Here is a 19,704-nt window from a genome sequence, read left to right on the forward strand (position 1 = left end):
GCGGCGATATCGTGAACGCTGTGCCTCCGACCGCCGAGCCCGACACGACCGAGCTGACGCGGCACCTCCCGTGGAAGGAGGTCGTCGCCGACCAGCCCTGGGTCTTCCGCGACGCCGCCGTCGGCGCGGGCGTGGTCGTCGCGAGCGGGCTGTACCTCTGGTGGGCGGCCACGAGCCTGCCGCTGCGTCTCCCGGACGGATGGGAGGGCCTCGGCAGCGGGATCGAGATCGTCGCCGGCATCGTCGCCGTGGTCGCCGTGCTGGCGGTCGTCCTCGGCGGTTTCCTCCTGACGCAACCGCTCACCGAGCGTCGCCTCCTCCGCGTTCGTCGCTTCGCCGCGGACAACGGTCTGGAGTACCGGGCCAACGGTGCGCCTCCCCCACCGGTCGGCGTCGTCTTCGGCACGGGCCTGCACATCGCGGTCGCGAACCAGCTGCGCAGTCCGGATGGGCGACGGATCCGCGGACGGACCGGGCCGGCGATGGTCGGCGTGACGATCGGCGACGCGACCCTCTCGGAGCGTTCGGCCTCGGGCGGTGCCGGCAAGACCCGCGGTTCGGTCGGTTTCGTGCACGTCTCCCTGCCCACGCGATCACCGCACCTGCTGCTCGACGGTGTCGCCAACAACGGCGGCGCGCGTCGCGGGATCGCACGCACCGTCGAACACGAACAGCTCGTCTCCCTCGAAGGCGACTTCGACCGGCACTTCGCCCTCTACGTCCCCCGCGACTTCCAGGTCGAGGCGCTGCAGGTGTTCACCCCGGACGTCATGGCGCTCCTCATCGACCACGGCCGGCGCTGGGACATCGAGATCGTCGACGACAACCTCTTCGTCACCACGAGCGGGAGCTTCCGGCTCTGGGACGCGTCGGAGATGCTGCGGCTGTTCCGGTTCATCGACCTGGTCGTCCCGAAGCTCGGTGGACGCATCGCCCGCATGAGTCCGGTCACCCCGCGTCCGTCGCGTTTCGACGCGGGGACCACCCGTGGGGCGCGACTGCGTCCGAGCCGGAACTGGGTGCTCGTCCCCGTCCTCGTGGTCGCCGGACTCGTCGTCGGTGCCGAGATCCTCGTCGCCGTCCTCGACTGACCGTCGTGCGGACCGCGTCGTGCGCAGCAGCGGTCAGCGGGGCTCGTCGCGACGGTCGTCGTCCCTCGCGAGCTCGGCTTCCAGCTTGCGGATGCGCTCGGCGTCCTCGGCGGCCTGGATCTCGCGCTCGAGGGCCGCGAGCTGCTCCTCGGTGCTGCTGACGGCGCGGTCGGGCTGCGACGGCGAGGGTGACGAGGATGCCGCGGGACCCCAGGAGCCGGTCGAACGGGACGCACTGCGCGGCCGACGCTCGGGGAACCTGATGCGGCTGTTCGACCAGTCCTTGCCGAGCAGGAACCACAGTCCGACCCCGATGAGCGGGATGAAGACGATGAGCAGCACCCACACGATCTTGGGCAGGTTGCGCACGACCGGTTCAGGCTGACCCACCACGTCGATGAGCGCGATGATCGTGAGCACGATGAGCAGCAGCGACAACACGAACATGTCGTCAATCCTAGGCAGACCATCGGTGGGTTCGGCCAGGATGGTCGGATGAAGACCATCCCCCTGCCCCAGACCGACCTGACCGCGTCCAGCATCGTCCTCGGCCTCATGCGCATCGAGCCCCTCGACGACGAGGCGATCCGCACCCTCTTCCACACCGCACGAGACGCCGGCGTCACCGTGTTCGACCACGCCGACATCTACGGCTCCGAGCGTCACGGCTGCGAGCGCCGCTTCGGCGATGCCGTCACCCTCACCGCCGCCGAGCGCGAGCAGGTGCTCATCCAGTCGAAGGTCGGCATCCGCCCGGGCTTCTTCGACTTCTCGGAGGAGCACATCCTCCGCACCGTCGACGAGTCGCTCGCCGCCCTCAAGACGGACTACCTCGACCTCCTGCTCCTGCACCGCCCCGACAGCCTCGTCGAGCCGGAGGAGGTCGCTTCGGCGTTCGACGCCCTGCAGGCCTCGGGCAAGGTCCGGAACTTCGGCGTCTCCAACCACACGCCGGCTCAGGTCGAGCTGCTGAAGGGCTCCGTCGAGCAGCCGCTCATCGTCAACCAGGTGCAGCTGAGCATCACCCACGCCCCGATCATCGCGTCGGGCGTCGCCGCGAACATGGCGGGCCTCGACCAGTCGATCGACCGCGACAACGGGATGCTCGACTACAGCCGCCTGACCGGCATGACCCTGCAGGCGTGGTCACCGTTCCAGGCAGGCTTCTTCACGGGCGTGTTCATCGGCGACCGCGAGCACTACGCGGAGCTGAACGACGTGCTCGACGAGCTCGCAGCCGCACACGGCGTGACGCCGTCCGGCATCGCGACCGCGTGGATCACCCGGCACCCCGCGAACATCCAGGTCGTGCTCGGCACCACCAAGCCGTCGCGCGTCGAGGAAGCGGCCGCAGGTTCCGACGTGACCCTGTCGCGAGAGGAGTGGTACCGCCTCTTCACCGCCGCTGGCCACACCCTCCCGTAGCGGTCGCCTCCGGACCGTTCTCAGGACTTCCACGGCGTGTCGGGTGGAGATCGTCCCACCACACCGGAGGAGTCCTGAGAACGGGACGAGGGTCGCGCCGGGTACGCTCGGAGTGGAATCGGAGGGCAGCATGGCGAAGCACGACATCGGGTTCGCCGCCGTCGCCAGACTCGCCGGTGTCTCGAACGCGACCGTCTCCAACACGCTCAACCGCCCCGAGATCGTCGCCCCCGCAACGCGCGAGCGCGTCCTCGCCGCGATCGAGGAACTCGACTTCGTCCCCAACCGCGCCGCCGCCACCCTGCGGCAGGGCACGAACCGGCTCATCGGCCTCGTCATCCCCGACATCGCGAACCCGTTCTACTCGGCGATCGCCCGCGGGGTCACCGAGGCCGCGGCCGAGCACGGCTACACGGTCGCGCTCTGTGTGAGCCATGACGACCCGGACCTCGAACTCCGGCACTTCGAGATGCTCGCCGAGCACCGGGCTGCCGGCGCACTCGTCGCTCCGTTGACGGCCGACGCCTCCCGGCTGGCCCAGCTGCGACGGGTCGGCAGCCGCCTCGTGCTCATGGACCGCACCGCCCCCGAGGGCACCGGCTGCTCGGTCGCGATCGACGACGTGCACGGCGGGGAGCTCGCGGTCGCGCACCTGCTCGCCGATCCCGCCCGAGTGTCCGCCGGACGCGATGCTCCCGCCCTCGCCGACGGGTCGATCGTGCTCGTGAACGGCGACCTGGCGATCCCGCAGTGCGCCGATCGACGCGAGGGTGCCCGGAACGCGTTCGTCGCGGCCGGTCTCGACCCCGACGACCTCCGCGAGGTCACCGTCGACGAGATGACCGTCGACTCGGGGCGCATCGCGGGCCGTCGGATCGCGGCAGAGACACCGCGTCCGACCGGCGTGTTCTGCACGAACGACCAGCTCGCGCTCGGCGTCATCAGGGGGTTGAACGACGGTGGTCTCGCGGTGCCCGACGAGGTGTCGGTGGTCGGCTACGGCGATCTCGCGCTCGCGGCCGACGGGCGGGTGCCACTCACCACGGTCGAGCAGCCGAAGGACGAGCTCGGGCGCATGGCCGTCGAGATCCTCCTGGCCGAGCTGGGCGCCGACCGCGCGGCACACGAGCACGTCACGCGGACGCTCGAGCCGCATCTCGTCGTCCGCGAGTCCGCTCCCCTGCCTGCCTGAGCAGCGGCGAGGCTGGACGCGGCGGTGACGCCCGGGTACAGTCGTCACCAGTATTTAATCGATTAAATAATCCCGTACCCGCACCCATCCAAGGATCGACGATGACCCACACCGCAGCAGCCGTCCACCCGCTCCTCACTCCGAAGGCACGGCGGAAGCCCCGCATCGGCCTCGTCGCCGGCGGCCTCGGTACCTACTGGCCGCAGTTCCCGGAGCTGCTCCCCCAGCTCCAGGAATCGGCCCGGTACGTCTCGGAACGCTTCCAGCAGATGGATGCCGAGGTCGTCGACGTCGGCTTCATCTCGGACGCGCAGGAGGGCGACGCCGCGGCGGAACAGCTCCGACAGGGCGACTGCGACCTCATCGTCCTGTTCCTCACCACCTACCTCACCTCCTCGATGGTCCTGCCGATCGCCCAGCGCGCGAACACCCCGGTCCTCGTCGTCGACCTGCAGCCGACCGAGCGGATGGACCACGCGAGCTTCGACACCGGCGCCTGGCTCGCCTACTGCGGGCAGTGCCCCGTGCCCGAGGTCGGCAACGTCTTCCGTCGGGCGGGCATCCCGTTCCGCTCGGTGTCGGGGTGGCTGCGTCAGGAGTCGGCGTGGGACCGCATCTCGCAGTGGATCCAGGCGGCGCACGTCCGCGCAGCCCTCCGTCACGCCCGCCACGGCCTCATGGGCCACGTCTACCCCGGCATGCTCGACGTCTCCACCGACCTCACCCTCCTGCCGACCACCTTCGGCTCGCACGTCGAGGTCGTGGAGTTCGACGACCTCCGGGTCCTCGTCGACGAGGTGACCGATGCCGAGGTCGCCGACCGCATGGCCCTCGCCAGGGAGATCTTCACCCTCGACGACACGGTGATCGAGGACGACTTCGCGTGGGGAGCGAAGGTGTCGGTCGGGCTCGACCGGCTCGTCGACGAGTTCGCGCTCGACAGCCTCGCCTACTACCACCGGGGTCGCGACGGCGAACAGCACGAGCGACTCGGCGCCGGCATGATCCTCGGCGCGTCCCTCCTCACCGCTCGCGGTGTCCCCACGACCGGCGAGTACGAGCTGCGGACGACGGTCGCACAGCTCGCGACCCAGGTCGTCGGCGCCGGTGGGTCGTTCTGCGAGATCCAGGCGCTGGACTTCGAGGACGGAGTCGTCGAGATGGGACACGACGGACCGGCGCACCTCGCCGTCAGCTCCCGCGACCCGCTGCTGCGCGGACTCGGGGTCTACCACGGCAAGCGCGGCTGGGGTGTGAGCGTCGAGTTCGACGTGCGGCACGGGCCGGTCACGCTGCTGGGGTTGGGGCAGGACCGCGACGGCTCGCTCGCCTTCGTCGCATCAGAGGGCGAGGTCGTCCCCGGCCCACTGCTCGCGATCGGCAACACGACGAGCCGCGTCGACTTCGGGCGCGACCCGGGGGTCTGGGTGGACGAGTGGAGCGCGACCGGTATCGGGCACCACTGGTCGCTGTCGCTCGGGCACCGGGCGGCGGACTACCGGGCTGCGGCCAGCCTCCTGGGGATCGACTTCCGCCAGGTGTGAGGCGCCGTCGGTCTCTGAGTCGAACGCGGACCTCGCGACAGGACGGATCAGAGCACGGCGCGAAGACGCTCCATCGCGGGCTCCACCACGGCGATCGGCGCCGGCCGCTGCAAGCCGTCCAGGGCGACGGCCAGCCGACGGGTGGCGCGATCGACATCGCCTCCACCCGCACCGAGCTCGCGGATCGGGGCGAGCAGCGCCGCACGTCGCAACCAGGGCTCGTCCTGCATCCAGCGGTCGAGGACGCTCTCGGCCTTGGTCCGGGGCGTCCCGTCGAGGCGCTCCAGGAGCGGTCCGATGACGTCGGCGGCCAGCGGGTCGGCGAGCTCGGGCACCCGACCGGCGCGGACGAAACCTTCGATCCGCGTCAGGTCGGTGTGCTTGAGCACCGGGACGCTCGACTGCAGCAGGACGATCGCGGCGAGCCGGCGCTCGAAGACCGGCACGGCCCACAGCTCCGAGGCGAGGGCTGTCAGCTCGTCGTGCTCCAGCCCGCGGAACTTCCGGAGCGCGTCCCGCACGGTGCCGCGGACCGCACCGACCGAGGACCCGTAGGACTGAAGTCCGTCGCCCAGCCGCTCGGCCACGTCCGCTGCGCGATAGCCGTCGCCCTCGTATTGGAGCGCCGCGTCGATGAACTCCCCCGCAGCACTCATCCCACCATTCTCACCCCTGGCGCCGGGTACGGTGGAGCGATGACCGTCGTGATCGTGGGACTCGGACAGCTCGGCTCGGACGTCGCCGGGAGGCTCCTGGCCCGTGGGGAGGACGTCGTCGGCGTGAAGCGCACGGCGCCCGAGTCGAACCCGGCCCCCGAGCCGAACCCAGCGCCCGGTTCGGTCGAGGGGCGCTTCACGCTCCAGCTCCGCGACCTCACGACCTCCGCCCCCGATCTCCCTGTGGAGACGACGGCGATCGTGGTGGCCCTTGCGCCCCGGGCACGCTCGGTCGAGGCCTATGACGCCCTCTACCGCGACGGTGTCGGGCACCTCCTCGCTGCCGTAGCCGCGCTCCCCGGCACCCCACCCCGCATCCTGTTCGTCTCGTCGACCGCGGTGTGGGGCGAGGACGGTGGGGAGACGATCGACGACACCACGCCGGCCGTCCCGACCACCGGCACCGCACGCGCCCTGCTCGCGGCCGAGGAGTCAGTCCTCGCCGCCGTGCCCGAGGCGAGCACCATCCGCTTCGGCGGTCTCTACGGCCCGACGGCCACGATGTTCGTCGACCAGGTCCGCGACGGCCGCGTCACCCGGCCGTCCGGCTGGACCAATCGCATCCACCGTGACGACGCCGCTGCCGTGATCGTGCACCTGCTCGACCTGCCGGCGGCATCGCTCCCGCCGGTCGTGGCGGGCATCGACGAGGAGCCGGTCCTGCTGTCGACGGTCGCCGATTTCCTCGCCGATCGACTCGGCGTCGCTCCCCCGACGCTCGACGACGCCGGACGCACCCCGGAAGAACCGCACCGCGGCAAGCGCATCACGGCGGTCGCCCTCCGCGACACCGGATTCACCTACCGCTATCCCACCTATCGCGAGGGCTACTCGGCGCAGCTCCCCTGACCGGACGACCGGAGCGGATCACGGCTGCTTCGTCACCTCGGCCATCGCCCGTCGCCCGGACGGCACGAGCACGGCGACGGCGAGCACCACGAAGGTGAGCACGCCGGCGACGACGAGGAGCACTTCGACGGACACGACGTCGGCGAGCGGCCCGAACACGATCATCCCGAGCGGCATCGACACCGCCATGACGATGCCGACGAACCCGAACACGCGACCCTGCCGCTCCGGCTGGACGCGCTCCTGCAGGAGGGTCATCGACGTCGTCGAGAAGAACGGCACCGCGAGCCCGAGCAGGAACATGAAGCCGAAGAAGACCCAGAGGTTCGTCGAGAGTCCGAGGCCGATGGACAGCGCCCCGAACACCACCGAGGAGCCGACGATGAGGAGCACGCGGTTCCTGGTGCCGCCCCAGATCGCGATGATCGCTCCCCCGCCGACCATGCCGACGCTGAAGGCGAGTTCGTTCACGGTCAGCATCCACACCTCGTCACCGAAGGAGCGGGCGATCATGAGCGGCGTGAGGTAGGACGGCGCGACGATCAGCAGGAACACGATCGCGAAGAGGATGAGCAACCAGCGCACGAAGCCGTGGTGCCAGACGTAGCGCACACCCTCGGTGAGGTCGGCGAAGTAGCCGGGGCGCTCGCCCGACCGGACGAGCGTCCGCACCGGCACGAGCAGCAGCAACCCGATCCCGATGGCGGCCGTGACGACGTCGACGAAGAAGATCGCGACGAGCGACGCGCTCGCGTACAGCGCGCCGGCCGCAGCCGGTGCGACGAGCATCATGGCCGACTGGATGGAGCCGTTGATGCCGTTGACCCGCATGAGCTTGTCGGTCGGCGTGATCTGCGGAATGAGTGCGGAGACCGCCGGCATCTGGATGCCCGCGCCGACCGAGCGGATCGCGAGCGTGAGGAAGATGAGCCAGAGCTCGGCGGCGCCGTTGATGAGGAAGATCGCGAGCGCGAGGGTCGTGATGGCGATCGAGCCGTCGGCTGCGATGATGAGCAGCTTGCGGTTCATGCGGTCGGCCCACACCCCGCCGAAGATCGACACGATCGCCTGCGGCAGGAACCCCGCGACGGCGGCGAACGCGAGCACCACACCGGACTTCGTCTCGAGCGTGAGGTGCCACATGATCGCGTACTGCACGAGCATCGAGCCGAACAGCGAGACCGTCTGGCCGGACAGGAACACCGCGACGTCGCGACGCCAGTGCGGGCTCTCCGAGGCGACGGTCGTCTCCTCCGAACCGTCGGAACCGTCGATCGTGGGTGCATCGGGTGGCGCGTCGTCGGCAGCCATGCGTTCCACGCTAGGGACTTCGCTCCGGGGTGTCCAGGGGTGATCGTCGCGGACGACGGGCACGCCCTGAACGCCGAACGGTCGATGCACCCTGTCCAGATCTTCAGACGTCCGGTCAGCCGGTCCGTTGACCCGCGGCCGATCGCCCGGATACGCTGCTTGCGATCCTCTGAATCGATTCAGAGTGTCCGTGAACCGAACCGAAAGGTGCGCCTCGATGACGAGTGCCCGACCCCTGCACCGCGTGTGCTTCCAGCTCCAGGTCAAACCCGAGCGCCTCGCGGAGTACCGCGAACGCCATGCCGCCGTCTGGCCGGACATGCTGCGGGCCCTCGCCGACACCGGCTGGCACAACTACTCGCTCTTCGTCCGCGACGACGGCCTCCTCATCGGGTACTTCGAGACGGCCTCCCTTGAAGCGGCCCAGGCCGGCATGGCCGAGACCGAGGTCAACGCGCGCTGGCAGGCCGAGATGGGTGAGTTCTTCGTCGACCTCGACCTGCCACCCGACCAGGGCTTCCTTCGACTCACCGAGGTGTTCCACCTCGAGGACCAGCTCGCCGCCCTGCACGAGTAGCATCATTGAAACGATTCACGTATGCTGCAGTCAGCGCCGTGAACGCGCCCAAGACCACCGGAACACGCACAGAGAAGTGACCATGACCAGTTTCGACACCATCACCCCCCTGCTCGAGAAGCAGGCGATCGAACTCCCCTCCTGGGCGTTCGGCAACTCCGGCACCCGCTTCAAGGTGTTCACGACGCCCGGCACCCCGCGGACGCCCGAGGAGAAGATCGCCGACGCCGCCAAGGTGCACGAGTTCACCGCCCTCGCGCCGAAGGTCGCACTCCACATCCCGTGGGACCTCGTGGACGACTTCAGCGCGCTCCGTCGCTACGCCGAGGACCACGGCGTCGCGCTCGGCACGATCAACTCGAACACCTTCCAGGACGAGGACTACAAGTTCGGCAGCCTGACCCACAGCAACCCGGTGATCCGTCAGAAGGCGATCGACCACCACTTCGCCTGCATCGACGTCATGCACGCGACCGGCTCGCAGGACCTCAAGATCTGGCTCGCCGACGGCAGCAACTACCCGGGCCAGCAGGACATCCGCGGCCGGCAGGACCGCTTGGCCGACTCGCTCCAGCAGATCTACGCCCGCCTCGGCGAGGAGCAGCGACTCGTGCTCGAGTACAAGTTCTTCGAGCCGGCGTTCTATCACACCGACGTCCCCGACTGGGGAACGTCCTACGCCCAGGTGGCCCAGCTCGGCGACCAGGCCCTCGTCTGCCTCGACACCGGCCACCACGCGCCTGGCACGAACATCGAGTTCATCGTCGCCCAGCTCCTGCGTCTCGGGAAGCTCGGCTCGTTCGACTTCAACTCGCGCTTCTACGCCGACGACGACCTCATCGTCGGTGCAGCCGACCCGTTCCAGCTGTTCCGGATCCTCTACGAGGTCGTCCGCGGCGGCGGCCTCGACGACGACTCGCCGGTCGCGTTCATGCTCGACCAGTGCCACAACGTGGAGGACAAGATCCCCGGTCAGATCCGCTCGGTGCTGAACGTGCAGGAGATGACCGCGCGCGCACTGCTCGTCGACCGCGACGCACTGACGGCGGCACAGGAGGCCGGCGACGTCCTCGGCGCCAACGGCATCCTCATGGACGCGTTCTACACCGACGTCCGCGGTCCGCTCGCCGCCTGGCGCGAGAGCCGCGGCCTGCCCGCCGACCCGTTCGGCGCCTACCTGGCCTCGGGCTACCAGCAGCACATCGCGGAGGAGCGCGTCGGCGGGACGCAGGCGAGCTGGGGCGCCTAGGCACACCCGAGCACGATGAAGCCCCGCGACCGACCCGGTCGCGGGGCTTCATCCACATCCGGACGTTCACAACTCAGGACGCGCGCGGCGTGTCACCACGGGCGCGCCGGCCGAGTTCGCCGACGCGCCGGAACGGACCTGAATTGCGAGCCGACCGAGCCGACTACTTCGCGAGGAAAGCGAGCAGCTGCTCGTTGACCTCGCGGTAGTGGGTCCAGAGCATGCCGTGCGGGGCGCCCTCGATCTCGACGTACTCGGCAGAGGGCAGCGCCTTCGCGAACACGCGACCGGTGGAGTCGATCGGCAGGACGCGGTCGCCGGTGCCGTGGACGATGAGCGACGGGACGTCGATCTTCGCGACATCGGCCCGGAAGTCGGTCAGCCAGGTCGGCTGCGCCGCGACCGACGCGTACGGCGACGCATTGTAGGCGAGCTGCGTGTTGGCCCGCAGCGCCTCCTCGCTCAGGCGCGAGCCGAGGTTCTCGTCCGTGTTGAAGAAGTTCTCGAAGAAGCTCGTGAAGAACGCGTAGCGGTCGTCGGTGACGGCGGCGAGGAGCCCGTCGAACACGTCCTGCGGGACGCCCGTCGGGTTGTCATCGGTCTGCAGCAGGTACGGCTCGAGCGATCCGAGGAAGACGGCCTTCGCGACGCGCTCCGAGCCGTAGGTGCCGAGGTAGCGGCCGACCTCGCCGGTGCCCATCGAGAAGCCGACCAGGACCGCGTCGTGGAGGTCGAGCCCGTCGACGACGGCCTTGAGATCGGCGGCGAAGGTGTCGTAGTCGTAGCCCTCGGTGGGCTTGGAGGACTTGCCGAAACCGCGGCGGTCGTAGGTGATGACGCGGTAGCCGGCGTCGAGGAGCGCCGCGGTCTGCTTCTCCCACGACGAGCCGTCGAGGGGGTAGCCGTGGATGAGGACGACGGGCTGGCCGCTGCCGTGATCCTCGACGTAGAGCTCCACGGAGGTGCTGTTCTCGGTTCCGACGGTGATGAACGACATGGTTCGATTCCTTTCGTCTTCGGCGTCCGGACTCGTCGCCCGGTTCCACGCCCCGAATTGAGAACGAGCGTTCTCTTCGGTGTCCCTCAGCATAGGGAACGATCGTTCTCAATGCAAGTACACTGATGGAATGACCAGCGAACAGACGATGACCATCGCGTCGCCGAGCCCGGCGGTCGCACCCGCTGCGCCGGCCTCCGTGCGCGACATCATCGTCGACGCCGCCGACCGCCTGTACTACGCGAAGGGCATCCAGTCCGTCGGCATGGACGAGCTGCGCTCGGCGGCAGGCGTATCGCTGAAGCGCCTCTACTCGGAGTTCCCGAGCAAGGAGGACATCGTCCTCGCGGTCATGGAGCACCGGCACGAGATCTGGACCACCGGCGTCAGCGCCCTCGTGGACGACGCCGAAACGCCCCGAGACCGCCTCCTCGCGATCTACGACTATCTGGCCGGCTGGTTCAGTGACGACTCGTTCCGCGGCTGCGGATTCATCAACACCTTCGGGGAGCTCGGGGGCGTCTCACCGGCGGTCGCCACCATCACCCGCGAACACAAGGCGTCCTTCCAGGACTACGTCGCCGACCTCGTCGCCGACGCCGGCGCGCCGGCATCACTCGCACCCCAGCTCGCGATCCTCGCCGAGGGCGCCCAGACCACCGCCGCCATCACGGGTTCCCCCGAGGCTGCGCTGCACGCTCGTCGCGCCGCCGAGACGCTCATCGACGCCGCCGCCTAGCGATTCGTTTGCCCATTTCCGGGCGAACGAAACCTCGTTTGCCCAGAAAGGGGCGAACGGCTGTGGTCAGGCCACACTCTGATATATTTTCTGCTCAGACTTCCCCCTGGTTCCCCGCGCCATCGTCGCGTCCCACCTCAATGGAGAGAGAGCATGTCCTCACCAAACGGCACACCTGCACCCAGCATCGAATCCCCCGGCACCCGACCACCGAAGGCCTTTCTCGGCCTGTCCGGCCCGCTGCTCTGGGGATACGTCGCGATCGCCTTCTTCATGACCGGCGACGGACTCGAGCAGGCGTTCCTCTCGGACTTCCTCGTCACCAGCGAGGGCTTCAGCACCGACCAGGTGGGCTCGCTCTTCACCGTCTACGGCCTGATCGTCGCGATCGGTGCGTTCGCCTCCGGTGTGCTGGCCGAGTACTTCGGACCGCGGCGCGTCATGATCGCCGCCGCCGCGGGGTGGATCGTCTTCCACGCCGGCTTCGTGTACTTCGGCATCATGCAGCACGACTTCGCGATGATGCTGGTGATGTACGCCATCCGTGCCGTCGCCTACCCGCTGTTCGTGTTCGGATTCGTCGTGTGGATCTCCTACGCCGCCCCGCAGGACAAACTCTCGTCCGCGATGGGCTGGTTCTGGTGTTCGTACTCGATCGGCGTCGGCGTGTTCGGGTCCTATCTGCCGAGCTTCACCATCCCGGCGTTCGGAGCCGTCGAGACGATGTGGGGCGCGATCGCCTTCATCGCCGTGGGCGGCGTGCTGGCGGCCGTCCTCGTGCGCGGCAAGGGACCGGAGACCTCCGAGCCCCGCACACTCCGCGGCCTGGGCGAGACCCTCGTGACCACACTCGGCCTCCCGTTCCGGAACGTCCAGCTCGCCTACGGCATGCTCCAGCGCGTCATCAACCAGATCTCGCTCTACGGATTCATCGTCATGCTGCCGATCGTCTTCGTCCGCGACATCGGCTTCGAGCAGGGCACCTGGCTGCAGCTGTGGGGGCTCGTCTACATCGTGACGGTGTTCACGAACCTCCTCTGGGGCATCCTCGGCGACCGCATCGGCTGGATCCGCACCGTCCGCTGGTTCGGGAGCCTCGGCATGTTCGCGTCCACGCTCCTGCTCTACTTCATCCCGCTCGTCGTCGGGCCGAACCCCTGGCTCACGGGGATCGGCGTCGTCATGTTCGGGTTCGCGGTCGCGGCCTACGTCCCGCTATCGGCGCTCATGCCGGCGCTCGAGCCGAACCACCGCGGCGGCGCGGTCGCACTCCTCAACCTCTCCGCCGGACTCTCCCAGTTCGTCGGGTCGCTGCTCGTCACCCTGCTCTGGACGTCCTTCGGCACCACGGCGACCGTCATCGCGCTCGCCTGCACCTATCTCGTCGGGTTCGCGGTGACGTTCCTGATGCGGGTCGACCAGGACGCCCTGGCGAAGGCGGAGACGACGCGGAGCATCCCGACGGTGTCGCAGCACTGAGCCAGGACGGCCCGACACAGCGACGGCCCGGCGCGCATCCCTCCGATGCACTCCGGGCCGTCGCCGTCACCGCCCGTCAGACGAGTGTGTATCCGCCGTCGATCCGGAAGCTCTGCCCGACGACGTAGGAGGAGCGCTCTCCGGCGAGGTAGACGACGAGGTCGCCGAGCTCGTCCGGCTCACCCATCCGGCCGGCCGGGATCCGCGACACCCAGTCCTCGGCCATGTCCGGATTGGCGGCGACGAAGTCGCGCGTCATGTCGCTCGCGAAGTAGCCCGGCGCGATGGCGTTGACCCGGATCCCCAGCGGCAACCACTCGATCGCGAGACTGCTCGTGAGCATGGAGACGGCGGCCTTCGAGGCGTTGTATGCGGCCTGCGTCTGCGGCACGTTCACGGCGAAGGCGGACATCGAGGACACGTTCACGATGCTCGCGAGGTGACCCGCGTCGCGACGGTCGGCGACGAAGCGTCGCGCGAACTGCCGGGACACGAGGAAGGTCCCGGTGACGTTCACCCGGAAGAGTCGGTCCCAATCGGCCACCTCGGTGTCGATCGCGCGGACGCCGTGCGTCATCCCGGCACTGTTGACGAGGATGTCGGGCGTCCCGAGGGTATCCGCGACGTGGTCGAGCGCGGCGTTCACGGACCCCTCGTCGGTGACGTCGACCGGGAGCCCGATCACCCCGGGCGAGACCTGCGCATCGAGGACCGACGCGGCATCGGCCACCGACTCCAAACGGTCGAGCAGGGCGACCTGGGCGCCGGCCTCGGCGAGCGCCGTGGCCATCGCGAGCCCGAGCCCACGGGCGCCTCCGGTGATGATCGCCGTGCGACCGGCGAGGACTGGTTCGTGTGTGGTTTCCATGGCGCCAGTCTAGAAGTTCCAGAAGCTCATATATTTTTGACTCGTCCGTAACTCAGGACGCTCGCGGCGCGCCGCGCACGCCACGCCGGTTCATATCGGCGACGCGCCGGAGTGCTCCTGAGTTAGGAACCGTTCGGCATCCTCCCCCGCTGTGACATCCTGTTCACACGGACACGAACGGACACGTCCGACACCGAAGGACAGGGGGCGGCATGGCCACGACCGGCACGCTCGGCGCCGAGGAACGGCGGACCCGGCTCACCGCGATCCTCGAACGCGACGGCAGCATCCGCCTCGACGACGCGGCTGCGGAGCTCGACGTGTCCTCGATGACCGTGCGACGCGACCTCGCCGACCTGGAGCAGCTCGGCCTGGTGCGGCGCGTCCGCGGCGGGGCGATACCGACCCTGCGCCCGAGGACCTTCACCGAGCGGTCCGCGACGGGCGTCCGCGAGAAGGGTGCCATCGTCGAGAAGCTCCGGTCACTCATCCCGACGGACGGCGCGATCGCGATCGACGCCTCCAGCACGGCCGGCGGCATCAGTCGACTGCTCGGCGAGTCGACGCTCACGGTGGCGACCAACTCCTACCCGAACTTCCTCCTCGCCGGCGCGAACCGCGAGATCACGGCCATCCTCGTCGGCGGCCAGGCCGAGCCGCGCACCGACAGCTTCATCGGCCCCATCGCCTGCCAGGCGGCGTCGTCGGTGCTCTACCGGCGCTTCTTCCTGTCGGCCGCCGCGATCGACTCGACCGTCGGCAGTTCGGAGGTCACCCTCGAGGAGGCGCAGGTCAAGCAGGCCTTCGCCCGCTCCTCGGACGAGACGATCCTCGTCGCCGCGTCCTCGAAGCTGGGACAGCGCGCGATGGCGGTCGGCTTCGCCCTGGCGGACGTCGACCTCCTCGTCACGGAACTCGACCCCACCGACCCTGCACTCGACGCCTACCGCGACGCCGTCGAACTCCTCTGAGCACCCGGCCCCACACGTCCCGTTCTCAGGAGTCACCCCGCGCGTCGCTCCGCGACGATCGTAACGCGCCACAGCCCTCCTGAGATCGGGACATCCGCCATTGCGAGATCTGTCACTTCGTGTGACACTTAACACGATCGAACACTGGGCACGGACGTGCCCCGACGAAGGAGTGCGAATGTCCGTGAACCCAACCGCTGCCGAGCTCATCGCCCGCAGCAACCGCCTCGGGAGCGACCCGAAGAACACCAACTACGCCGGCGGCAACACCTCGGCCAAGGGCACCGAGATCGACCCCGTCACGGGCGAGCCGGTCGAGCTCCTCTGGGTCAAGGGATCGGGCGGCGACCTCGGCACGCTCAAGCCCGAGGGTCTCGCGGTCCTCCGCCTCGACCGCATGCGCGCCCTGCAGGACGTCTACCCCGGCCTCGACCGCGAAGACGAGATGGTCGCCGCCTTCGACTACACCCTGCACGGCAAGGGTGGCGCGGCCCCGTCGATCGACACCGCCATGCACGGCCTCGTCGACGCGGCCCACGTCGACCACCTGCACCCCGACTCCGGCATCGCCATCGCGACCGCCGCCGATGGCCCCGAACTCACCGCGAAGATCTTCGGCGACAAGGTCGTGTGGGTCCCATGGCGTCGCCCCGGCTTCCAGCTCGGCCTCGACATCGCCGCCATCAAGGCCGACAACCCGCAGGCGGTCGGCACCATCCTCGGCGGGCACGGCATCACCGCCTGGGGCGACACCTCCGAGGAGGCCGAAGCCAACTCGCTGTGGATCATCGACACCGCGGCAGCGTACATCGAGGCGAACTCCCGCCCCGAGCCGTTCGGCCCGGCGCTCGACGGCTACGCGGCCCTCCCCGAGGCCGAGCGTCGTGCGAAGGCGGCGGCCCTCGCACCCACCATCCGCGGGCTCGCCTCCGCCGACCGCCCCGTCGTCGGCCACTTCACCGACAGCCCCGAGGTCCTCGACTTCCTGGCCTCGGCTGAGCACCCACGCCTCACCGCGCTGGGCACGAGCTGCCCCGACCACTTCCTCCGCACCAAGGTGAAGCCACTCACGGTCGACCTGCCCGCCACGGCGACCGTCGAGGAGGTCATCGAGCGTCTCGGCACGCTGCACGAGGCGTACCGCGAGGACTACCAGGCCTACTACGACCGCCACGCCACGGCCGACAGCCCGGCGATCCGCGGTGCCGACCCGCTCATCGTCCTCGTCCCGGGCGTCGGCATGTTCAGCTTCGGCAAGGACAAGCAGACCGCCCGCGTCGCCGGCGAGTTCTACGTCAACGCCATCAACGTCATGCGCGGCGCCGAGGGACTCTCGACCTACGCGCCGATCGACGAGGCCGAGAAGTTCGCGATCGAGTACTGGGCGCTCGAGGAGGCGAAGCTGCAGCGGATGCCGAAACCGAAGCCGCTCGCGACCCGCATCGCGCTCGTCACCGGTGCCGCATCCGGCATCGGCAAGGCCATCGCGACGCGTCTCGTCGCGGAGGGTGCGGTCGTCGCGATCGCCGACCTCTCACTGGAGAAGGCGCAGGCCGCGGCAGCTGAGCTCGGCACCACGGACGTCGCGATCGGCATCGCCGCCGACGTCTCGAACGAGGCCGCCGTCCAGGCCGCGATCGACGAGACGGTCCTGGCCTTCGGCGGGCTCGACCTCGTCGTCAACAACGCCGGTCTGTCGCTGTCGAAGTCGCTCCTCGAAACCACCGAGGCGGACTGGGACCTCCAGCACAACGTCATGGCGAAGGGCTCGTTCCTCGTCTCGAAGGCCGCCGCACGCGTGCTCATCGACCAGAAGCTCGGCGGCGACATCGTCTACATCTCGTCGAAGAACTCCGTGTTCGCCGGCCCGAACAACATCGCCTACTCCGCGACGAAGGCCGACCAGGCTCACCAGGTCCGCCTCCTCGCCGCAGAGCTCGGCGAGTACGGTGTGAAGGTGAACGGCATCAACCCCGACGGCGTCGTCCGCGGCTCCGGCATCTTCGCCTCGGGCTGGGGTGCGAACCGCGCGAAGACGTACGGCATCGACGAGCAGGACCTCGGCAAGTTCTACGCGCAGCGCACCATCCTCAAGCGCGAGGTCGTCCCCGAGAACGTCGCGAACGCGGTCTTCGCGATCTGCACGAGCGACTTCAGCCACACGACCGGACTGCACATCCCCGTCGACGCGGGCGTGGCCGCAGCCTTCCTGCGATGAGCGCGGCAGGCCGGAGCGGCACCGTCGCGGCGGTCGACCTCGGGGCCACGAGCGGGCGGGTCATGCTCGGCCACGTCGGCCCCGGCGAGCTGCGCCTCGTACCGGTCGCGCGGTTCCCGAACACGCCCGTCCGCACGCCGGACGGCCTGCACTGGAACATCCTCGAGCTGTACCGCTCGATCATCGCGGGGCTGTCGGGCGCAGCGAAGCAGGAGCCGCACCTGGCGAGCATCGGCATCGACTCATGGGCGGTCGACTACGGCCTCCTCCGGCATGGGCGCCTCCTCGGCGCACCGTTCCACTACCGCGACGAACGGACGGCTGCAGGTGTCGAGGCGGTCCACGGAACGGTCCCGTTCGCCGACCTCTACCGCGTGAACGGCCTGCAGTTCCTGCCGTTCAACACCGTCTACCAACTCGCGACCGAGCGCGACGCCGGCATGCTCGACGTCGCCGACACCGCGCTTCTGGTGCCCGACCTCATCGCGCACTGGCTGACGGGTGCCCGTGTCGCCGAGGCCACCAACGCGTCGACCACCGGCCTCGTCCGCGCCGGCGAACCGACCGCCTGGGACACCGAGCTCCTCGGCCGGCTCCACATCCCGGCGACGATCCTCCCGCCCATCGTCCAGCCGGGCGATCGCATCGGGACGCTCCTCGAAGCGGTCGCCGCCGAGGTCGGCCTGGCCTCCTCCACCCCCGTCACCGCCATCGGCTCGCACGACACGGCGTCAGCGGTCGTCGCCGTCCCGATGACGACCCCGGATGCCGCCTACATCTCCTGCGGCACCTGGGGACTCGTCGGGGTCGAGCTCGAACGCCCGGTCCTCACCGAGGCGAGTCGAGCGGCGAACTTCACGAACGAGGGCGGCGTCGACGGACGCACCCGCTTCCTGCACAACGTGATGGGACTCTGGCTCCTGAGCGAGTCGGTGCGCACCTGGGAGCGCGGGGGCGAGACGATCGACCTCCCCGGGCTCATCGCCCAGGCCGCCGCGGTCGACGCACCCGTCTCGGTGTTCGATGCGAACGACCCCCGGTTCCTCGCCCCCGGTGACCTGCCGGCGCGCATCGCCGGGTTCCTCACCGAGCACGGGCGGGCGGTCCCGCAGTCCCGTGCCGAGTTCGTCCGGTGCATCATCGAGAGCCTGGCGCAGGCGTTCGCGGACGCCGTCCACACGGCCTCCGAGCTGTCCGGGGTCCAGGTGCGCGCGATCCACGTCGTCGGCGGCGGATCCCAGAACACGCTCCTCTGCCAGCTGACGGCCGACCGTGCGGGGATCCCCGTCATCGCCGGCCCCGTCGAGGCGACGGCACTGGGGAACGTCCTCGTCCAGGCGAGGGCGGTGGGGATCATCGACGGCGACCTCGAGTCCCTGCGCGCCCTCGTCGCCCGTTCCTTCGAGCCGACCCGCTACGAGCCGCGCAAGCCTGCCGGCTCCACGACCGTCAGCCGGTAGCGTCGCAGCATGACCGCTTCTCCACTCATCGTCAGCCTGCCCTCCGACCTGCGCGAGGAGGTGCTGTCGCAGGGACCCCTCCCCGAGGGCGTCGAGTTCGTCGAATGGGATCTGCGCACCGAACCGCCGGTCGAGCACATCGACCTCGTCGTGCCCGTGTACCTCGGCTCGAACAAACCGCTCGCGAACGTCGGCGCGGTGACGCCGAAGCTCGTCCAGGTGCAGTCGATCGGTTACGACGGCCTTGCGGACCTCCTCCCGGAGGGCATCACCCTCGCGAACGCTGCGACCGTCCACGAGGCCTCGACGGCGGAGCTCACGGTCGGGCTCATCCTCGCCTCGCAGCGCGGCATCCCCGACTTCGTGCGAGCCGAGCGGACGGGCGAATGGCTGCAGAGCCAGCGCCCGAGCCTCGCCGACCGCCGCGTGCTCCTCATCGGGTACGGCGGGGTCGGCGCGGCCATCGAGGAGCGCCTGCTTCCGTTCGAGGTGGAGGTCACCCGGGTGGCGTCGAGCGCGCGGGAGGACGAGCGGGGGCCGATCCACGGCATCGACGAGCTGCCCGAACTCCTGCCGCACGCGGAGATCGTCATCGTCGTCGTCCCGCTGACCGACAGCACCCGCGGCTTGATCGGAGACGACTTCCTGGCGGCACTGCCCGACGACGCCCTGGTCGTGAACGTCGCCCGCGGCCCCGTCGCCGACACCGACGCCCTGGTGGAGCACGCGACGAGCGGTCGCATCCGACTGGCGCTCGACGTGACCGACCCCGAACCACTGCCCGCCGACCACCCGCTGTGGTCCCTGCCGAACGTGCTCGTCTCCCCACACATCGGGGGTGCGACGAGCGCCATGCTGCCGCGGATGGCGCGTCTCCTGCGTCGGCAGATCGAACATCTGTTGGCCGACGAGGAGCCGGAGAACATCGTCCTCCGCACCTGAGACGGGCGTCGATATCCGCCGAAACCCCCTCGCAGAGAAATCTGCGCGAAGGGCTCGCGTTGAATCGGTTCAAGAG

Annotated in this window: 18 protein-coding genes; 13 read left to right on the top strand and 5 right to left on the bottom strand. The window is 69.5% G+C overall.

Going from position 1 to position 19,704, the window contains the following annotated elements; translation table 11 throughout:
• Nucleotides 1-20: 20 nt before the first annotated feature.
• A complete protein-coding gene (locus tag QRN44_RS01605; protein ID WP_285038125.1) occupies nucleotides 21-1,091 on the top strand; it encodes a hypothetical protein in 1,071 nt (356 codons plus the stop codon).
• Nucleotides 1,092-1,124: 33 nt separating this feature from the next.
• On the opposite strand, the gene QRN44_RS01610 is transcribed toward QRN44_RS01605, so the two are convergent.
• Nucleotides 1,125-1,538, bottom strand: a complete 414-nt coding sequence (locus tag QRN44_RS01610; protein WP_285038126.1) for a PLD nuclease N-terminal domain-containing protein — start codon at nucleotides 1,536-1,538, stop codon at nucleotides 1,125-1,127.
• Between the two features lie 48 nt (nucleotides 1,539-1,586).
• Between QRN44_RS01610 and QRN44_RS01615 the strand changes: the two genes are divergently transcribed.
• The 3 genes from QRN44_RS01615 (at nucleotide 1,587) to QRN44_RS01625 (ending at nucleotide 5,252) form a co-directional block, all read left to right on the top strand.
• Entirely contained in the window at nucleotides 1,587-2,516 is a 930-nt protein-coding gene (locus QRN44_RS01615; RefSeq protein WP_121292188.1) for an aldo/keto reductase, read from the top strand.
• Between the two features lie 130 nt (nucleotides 2,517-2,646).
• Nucleotides 2,647-3,708: a LacI family DNA-binding transcriptional regulator gene (locus QRN44_RS01620; RefSeq protein ID WP_285038127.1), complete on the top strand. Its 1,062-nt coding sequence runs from the start codon at nucleotides 2,647-2,649 to the stop codon at nucleotides 3,706-3,708.
• A gap of 101 nt (nucleotides 3,709-3,809) precedes the next feature.
• A complete protein-coding gene (locus QRN44_RS01625; protein WP_285038128.1) occupies nucleotides 3,810-5,252 on the top strand; it encodes an L-fucose/L-arabinose isomerase family protein in 1,443 nt (480 codons plus the stop codon).
• A 47-nt stretch (nucleotides 5,253-5,299) separates the two neighbouring features.
• Here the strand turns inward: QRN44_RS01625 and QRN44_RS01630 are convergent, their stop codons facing one another.
• Nucleotides 5,300-5,908 (bottom strand): DNA alkylation repair protein, encoded by a 609-nt coding sequence (locus tag QRN44_RS01630; protein ID WP_175118036.1) that lies wholly within the window; start codon nucleotides 5,906-5,908, stop codon nucleotides 5,300-5,302.
• A gap of 39 nt (nucleotides 5,909-5,947) precedes the next feature.
• On the opposite strand from QRN44_RS01630, the gene QRN44_RS01635 reads away from it, so the two are divergent.
• Nucleotides 5,948-6,817, top strand: coding sequence for an NAD-dependent epimerase/dehydratase family protein (locus tag QRN44_RS01635; protein WP_121292180.1), 870 nt, complete (start codon nucleotides 5,948-5,950; stop codon nucleotides 6,815-6,817).
• Nucleotides 6,818-6,835: 18 nt separating this feature from the next.
• Here QRN44_RS01635 and QRN44_RS01640 read toward each other — a convergent pair whose 3' ends face one another.
• A complete protein-coding gene (locus QRN44_RS01640; protein ID WP_121292178.1) occupies nucleotides 6,836-8,128 on the bottom strand; it encodes an MFS transporter in 1,293 nt (430 codons plus the stop codon).
• 217 nt (nucleotides 8,129-8,345) lie between these two features.
• On the opposite strand from QRN44_RS01640, the gene QRN44_RS01645 reads away from it, so the two are divergent.
• On the top strand, nucleotides 8,346-8,705 hold the full coding sequence (locus tag QRN44_RS01645; RefSeq protein ID WP_217485399.1) for an L-rhamnose mutarotase: 360 nt from the start codon (nucleotides 8,346-8,348) through the stop codon (nucleotides 8,703-8,705).
• Nucleotides 8,706-8,787: 82 nt separating this feature from the next.
• The gene (gene rhaI / locus QRN44_RS01650; RefSeq protein WP_175118044.1) at nucleotides 8,788-9,954 is read left to right on the top strand and encodes an L-rhamnose isomerase; all 1,167 of its coding nucleotides are present in this window, start codon (nucleotides 8,788-8,790) and stop codon (nucleotides 9,952-9,954) included.
• A 163-nt stretch (nucleotides 9,955-10,117) separates the two neighbouring features.
• Here rhaI and QRN44_RS01655 read toward each other — a convergent pair whose 3' ends face one another.
• On the bottom strand, nucleotides 10,118-10,951 hold the full coding sequence (locus QRN44_RS01655; protein ID WP_064294873.1) for an alpha/beta fold hydrolase: 834 nt from the start codon (nucleotides 10,949-10,951) through the stop codon (nucleotides 10,118-10,120).
• A 148-nt stretch (nucleotides 10,952-11,099) separates the two neighbouring features.
• Between QRN44_RS01655 and QRN44_RS01660 the strand changes: the two genes are divergently transcribed.
• Together QRN44_RS01660 and QRN44_RS01665 are read left to right on the top strand one after the other, a co-directional pair.
• Nucleotides 11,100-11,690 carry a TetR/AcrR family transcriptional regulator gene (locus QRN44_RS01660; RefSeq protein ID WP_285038169.1) on the top strand — a complete coding sequence of 197 codons (591 nt, stop codon included), beginning with the start codon at nucleotides 11,100-11,102 and terminating at the stop codon, nucleotides 11,688-11,690.
• Nucleotides 11,691-11,843: 153 nt separating this feature from the next.
• On the top strand, nucleotides 11,844-13,169 hold the full coding sequence (locus QRN44_RS01665; RefSeq protein WP_285038129.1) for an MFS transporter: 1,326 nt from the start codon (nucleotides 11,844-11,846) through the stop codon (nucleotides 13,167-13,169).
• 76 nt (nucleotides 13,170-13,245) lie between these two features.
• Here QRN44_RS01665 and QRN44_RS01670 read toward each other — a convergent pair whose 3' ends face one another.
• Nucleotides 13,246-14,037: an SDR family NAD(P)-dependent oxidoreductase gene (locus QRN44_RS01670; protein WP_121292173.1), complete on the bottom strand. Its 792-nt coding sequence runs from the start codon at nucleotides 14,035-14,037 to the stop codon at nucleotides 13,246-13,248.
• A gap of 212 nt (nucleotides 14,038-14,249) precedes the next feature.
• Here QRN44_RS01670 and QRN44_RS01675 point away from each other — a divergent pair, with 212 nt between their 5' ends.
• The 4 genes from QRN44_RS01675 to QRN44_RS01690 all read left to right on the top strand — a co-directional run bounded on the left by QRN44_RS01675 (nucleotide 14,250) and on the right by QRN44_RS01690 (nucleotide 19,628).
• Nucleotides 14,250-15,008 (top strand): DeoR/GlpR family DNA-binding transcription regulator, encoded by a 759-nt coding sequence (locus tag QRN44_RS01675; RefSeq protein WP_121292171.1) that lies wholly within the window; start codon nucleotides 14,250-14,252, stop codon nucleotides 15,006-15,008.
• A gap of 178 nt (nucleotides 15,009-15,186) precedes the next feature.
• Nucleotides 15,187-17,226 (top strand): bifunctional aldolase/short-chain dehydrogenase, encoded by a 2,040-nt coding sequence (locus QRN44_RS01680; protein WP_175118046.1) that lies wholly within the window; start codon nucleotides 15,187-15,189, stop codon nucleotides 17,224-17,226.
• Nucleotides 17,223-18,686 carry a rhamnulokinase gene (locus QRN44_RS01685; RefSeq protein ID WP_285038130.1) on the top strand — a complete coding sequence of 488 codons (1,464 nt, stop codon included), beginning with the start codon at nucleotides 17,223-17,225 and terminating at the stop codon, nucleotides 18,684-18,686. The genes QRN44_RS01680 and QRN44_RS01685 overlap by 4 nt, the downstream gene beginning before the upstream one ends.
• A 9-nt stretch (nucleotides 18,687-18,695) precedes the next feature.
• Nucleotides 18,696-19,628 (top strand): 2-hydroxyacid dehydrogenase, encoded by a 933-nt coding sequence (locus QRN44_RS01690; protein WP_121292165.1) that lies wholly within the window; start codon nucleotides 18,696-18,698, stop codon nucleotides 19,626-19,628.
• Nucleotides 19,629-19,704 lie beyond the last annotated feature (76 nt).

Source organism: Plantibacter sp. lyk4-40-MEA-4, from assembly GCF_030209415.1.
Classification (GTDB): Bacteria; Actinomycetota; Actinomycetes; order Actinomycetales; family Microbacteriaceae; genus Plantibacter; species Plantibacter flavus_A.

Coding starts and splice junctions, on each gene's coding strand:
- QRN44_RS01610 (WP_285038126.1), bottom strand. CDS start 1,538: ATGTTCGTGTTGTCGCTGCTGCTCATCGTGCTCACGATCATCGCGCTC.
- QRN44_RS01615 (WP_121292188.1), top strand. CDS start 1,587: ATGAAGACCATCCCCCTGCCCCAGACCGACCTGACCGCGTCCAGCATC.
- QRN44_RS01620 (WP_285038127.1), top strand. CDS start 2,647: ATGGCGAAGCACGACATCGGGTTCGCCGCCGTCGCCAGACTCGCCGGT.
- QRN44_RS01625 (WP_285038128.1), top strand. CDS start 3,810: ATGACCCACACCGCAGCAGCCGTCCACCCGCTCCTCACTCCGAAGGCA.
- QRN44_RS01630 (WP_175118036.1), bottom strand. CDS start 5,908: ATGAGTGCTGCGGGGGAGTTCATCGACGCGGCGCTCCAATACGAGGGC.
- QRN44_RS01635 (WP_121292180.1), top strand. CDS start 5,948: ATGACCGTCGTGATCGTGGGACTCGGACAGCTCGGCTCGGACGTCGCC.
- QRN44_RS01640 (WP_121292178.1), bottom strand. CDS start 8,128: ATGGCTGCCGACGACGCGCCACCCGATGCACCCACGATCGACGGTTCC.
- QRN44_RS01645 (WP_217485399.1), top strand. CDS start 8,346: ATGACGAGTGCCCGACCCCTGCACCGCGTGTGCTTCCAGCTCCAGGTC.
- rhaI (WP_175118044.1), top strand. CDS start 8,788: ATGACCAGTTTCGACACCATCACCCCCCTGCTCGAGAAGCAGGCGATC.
- QRN44_RS01655 (WP_064294873.1), bottom strand. CDS start 10,951: ATGTCGTTCATCACCGTCGGAACCGAGAACAGCACCTCCGTGGAGCTC.
- QRN44_RS01660 (WP_285038169.1), top strand. CDS start 11,100: ATGACCATCGCGTCGCCGAGCCCGGCGGTCGCACCCGCTGCGCCGGCC.
- QRN44_RS01665 (WP_285038129.1), top strand. CDS start 11,844: ATGTCCTCACCAAACGGCACACCTGCACCCAGCATCGAATCCCCCGGC.
- QRN44_RS01670 (WP_121292173.1), bottom strand. CDS start 14,037: ATGGAAACCACACACGAACCAGTCCTCGCCGGTCGCACGGCGATCATC.
- QRN44_RS01675 (WP_121292171.1), top strand. CDS start 14,250: ATGGCCACGACCGGCACGCTCGGCGCCGAGGAACGGCGGACCCGGCTC.
- QRN44_RS01680 (WP_175118046.1), top strand. CDS start 15,187: ATGTCCGTGAACCCAACCGCTGCCGAGCTCATCGCCCGCAGCAACCGC.
- QRN44_RS01685 (WP_285038130.1), top strand. CDS start 17,223: ATGAGCGCGGCAGGCCGGAGCGGCACCGTCGCGGCGGTCGACCTCGGG.
- QRN44_RS01690 (WP_121292165.1), top strand. CDS start 18,696: ATGACCGCTTCTCCACTCATCGTCAGCCTGCCCTCCGACCTGCGCGAG.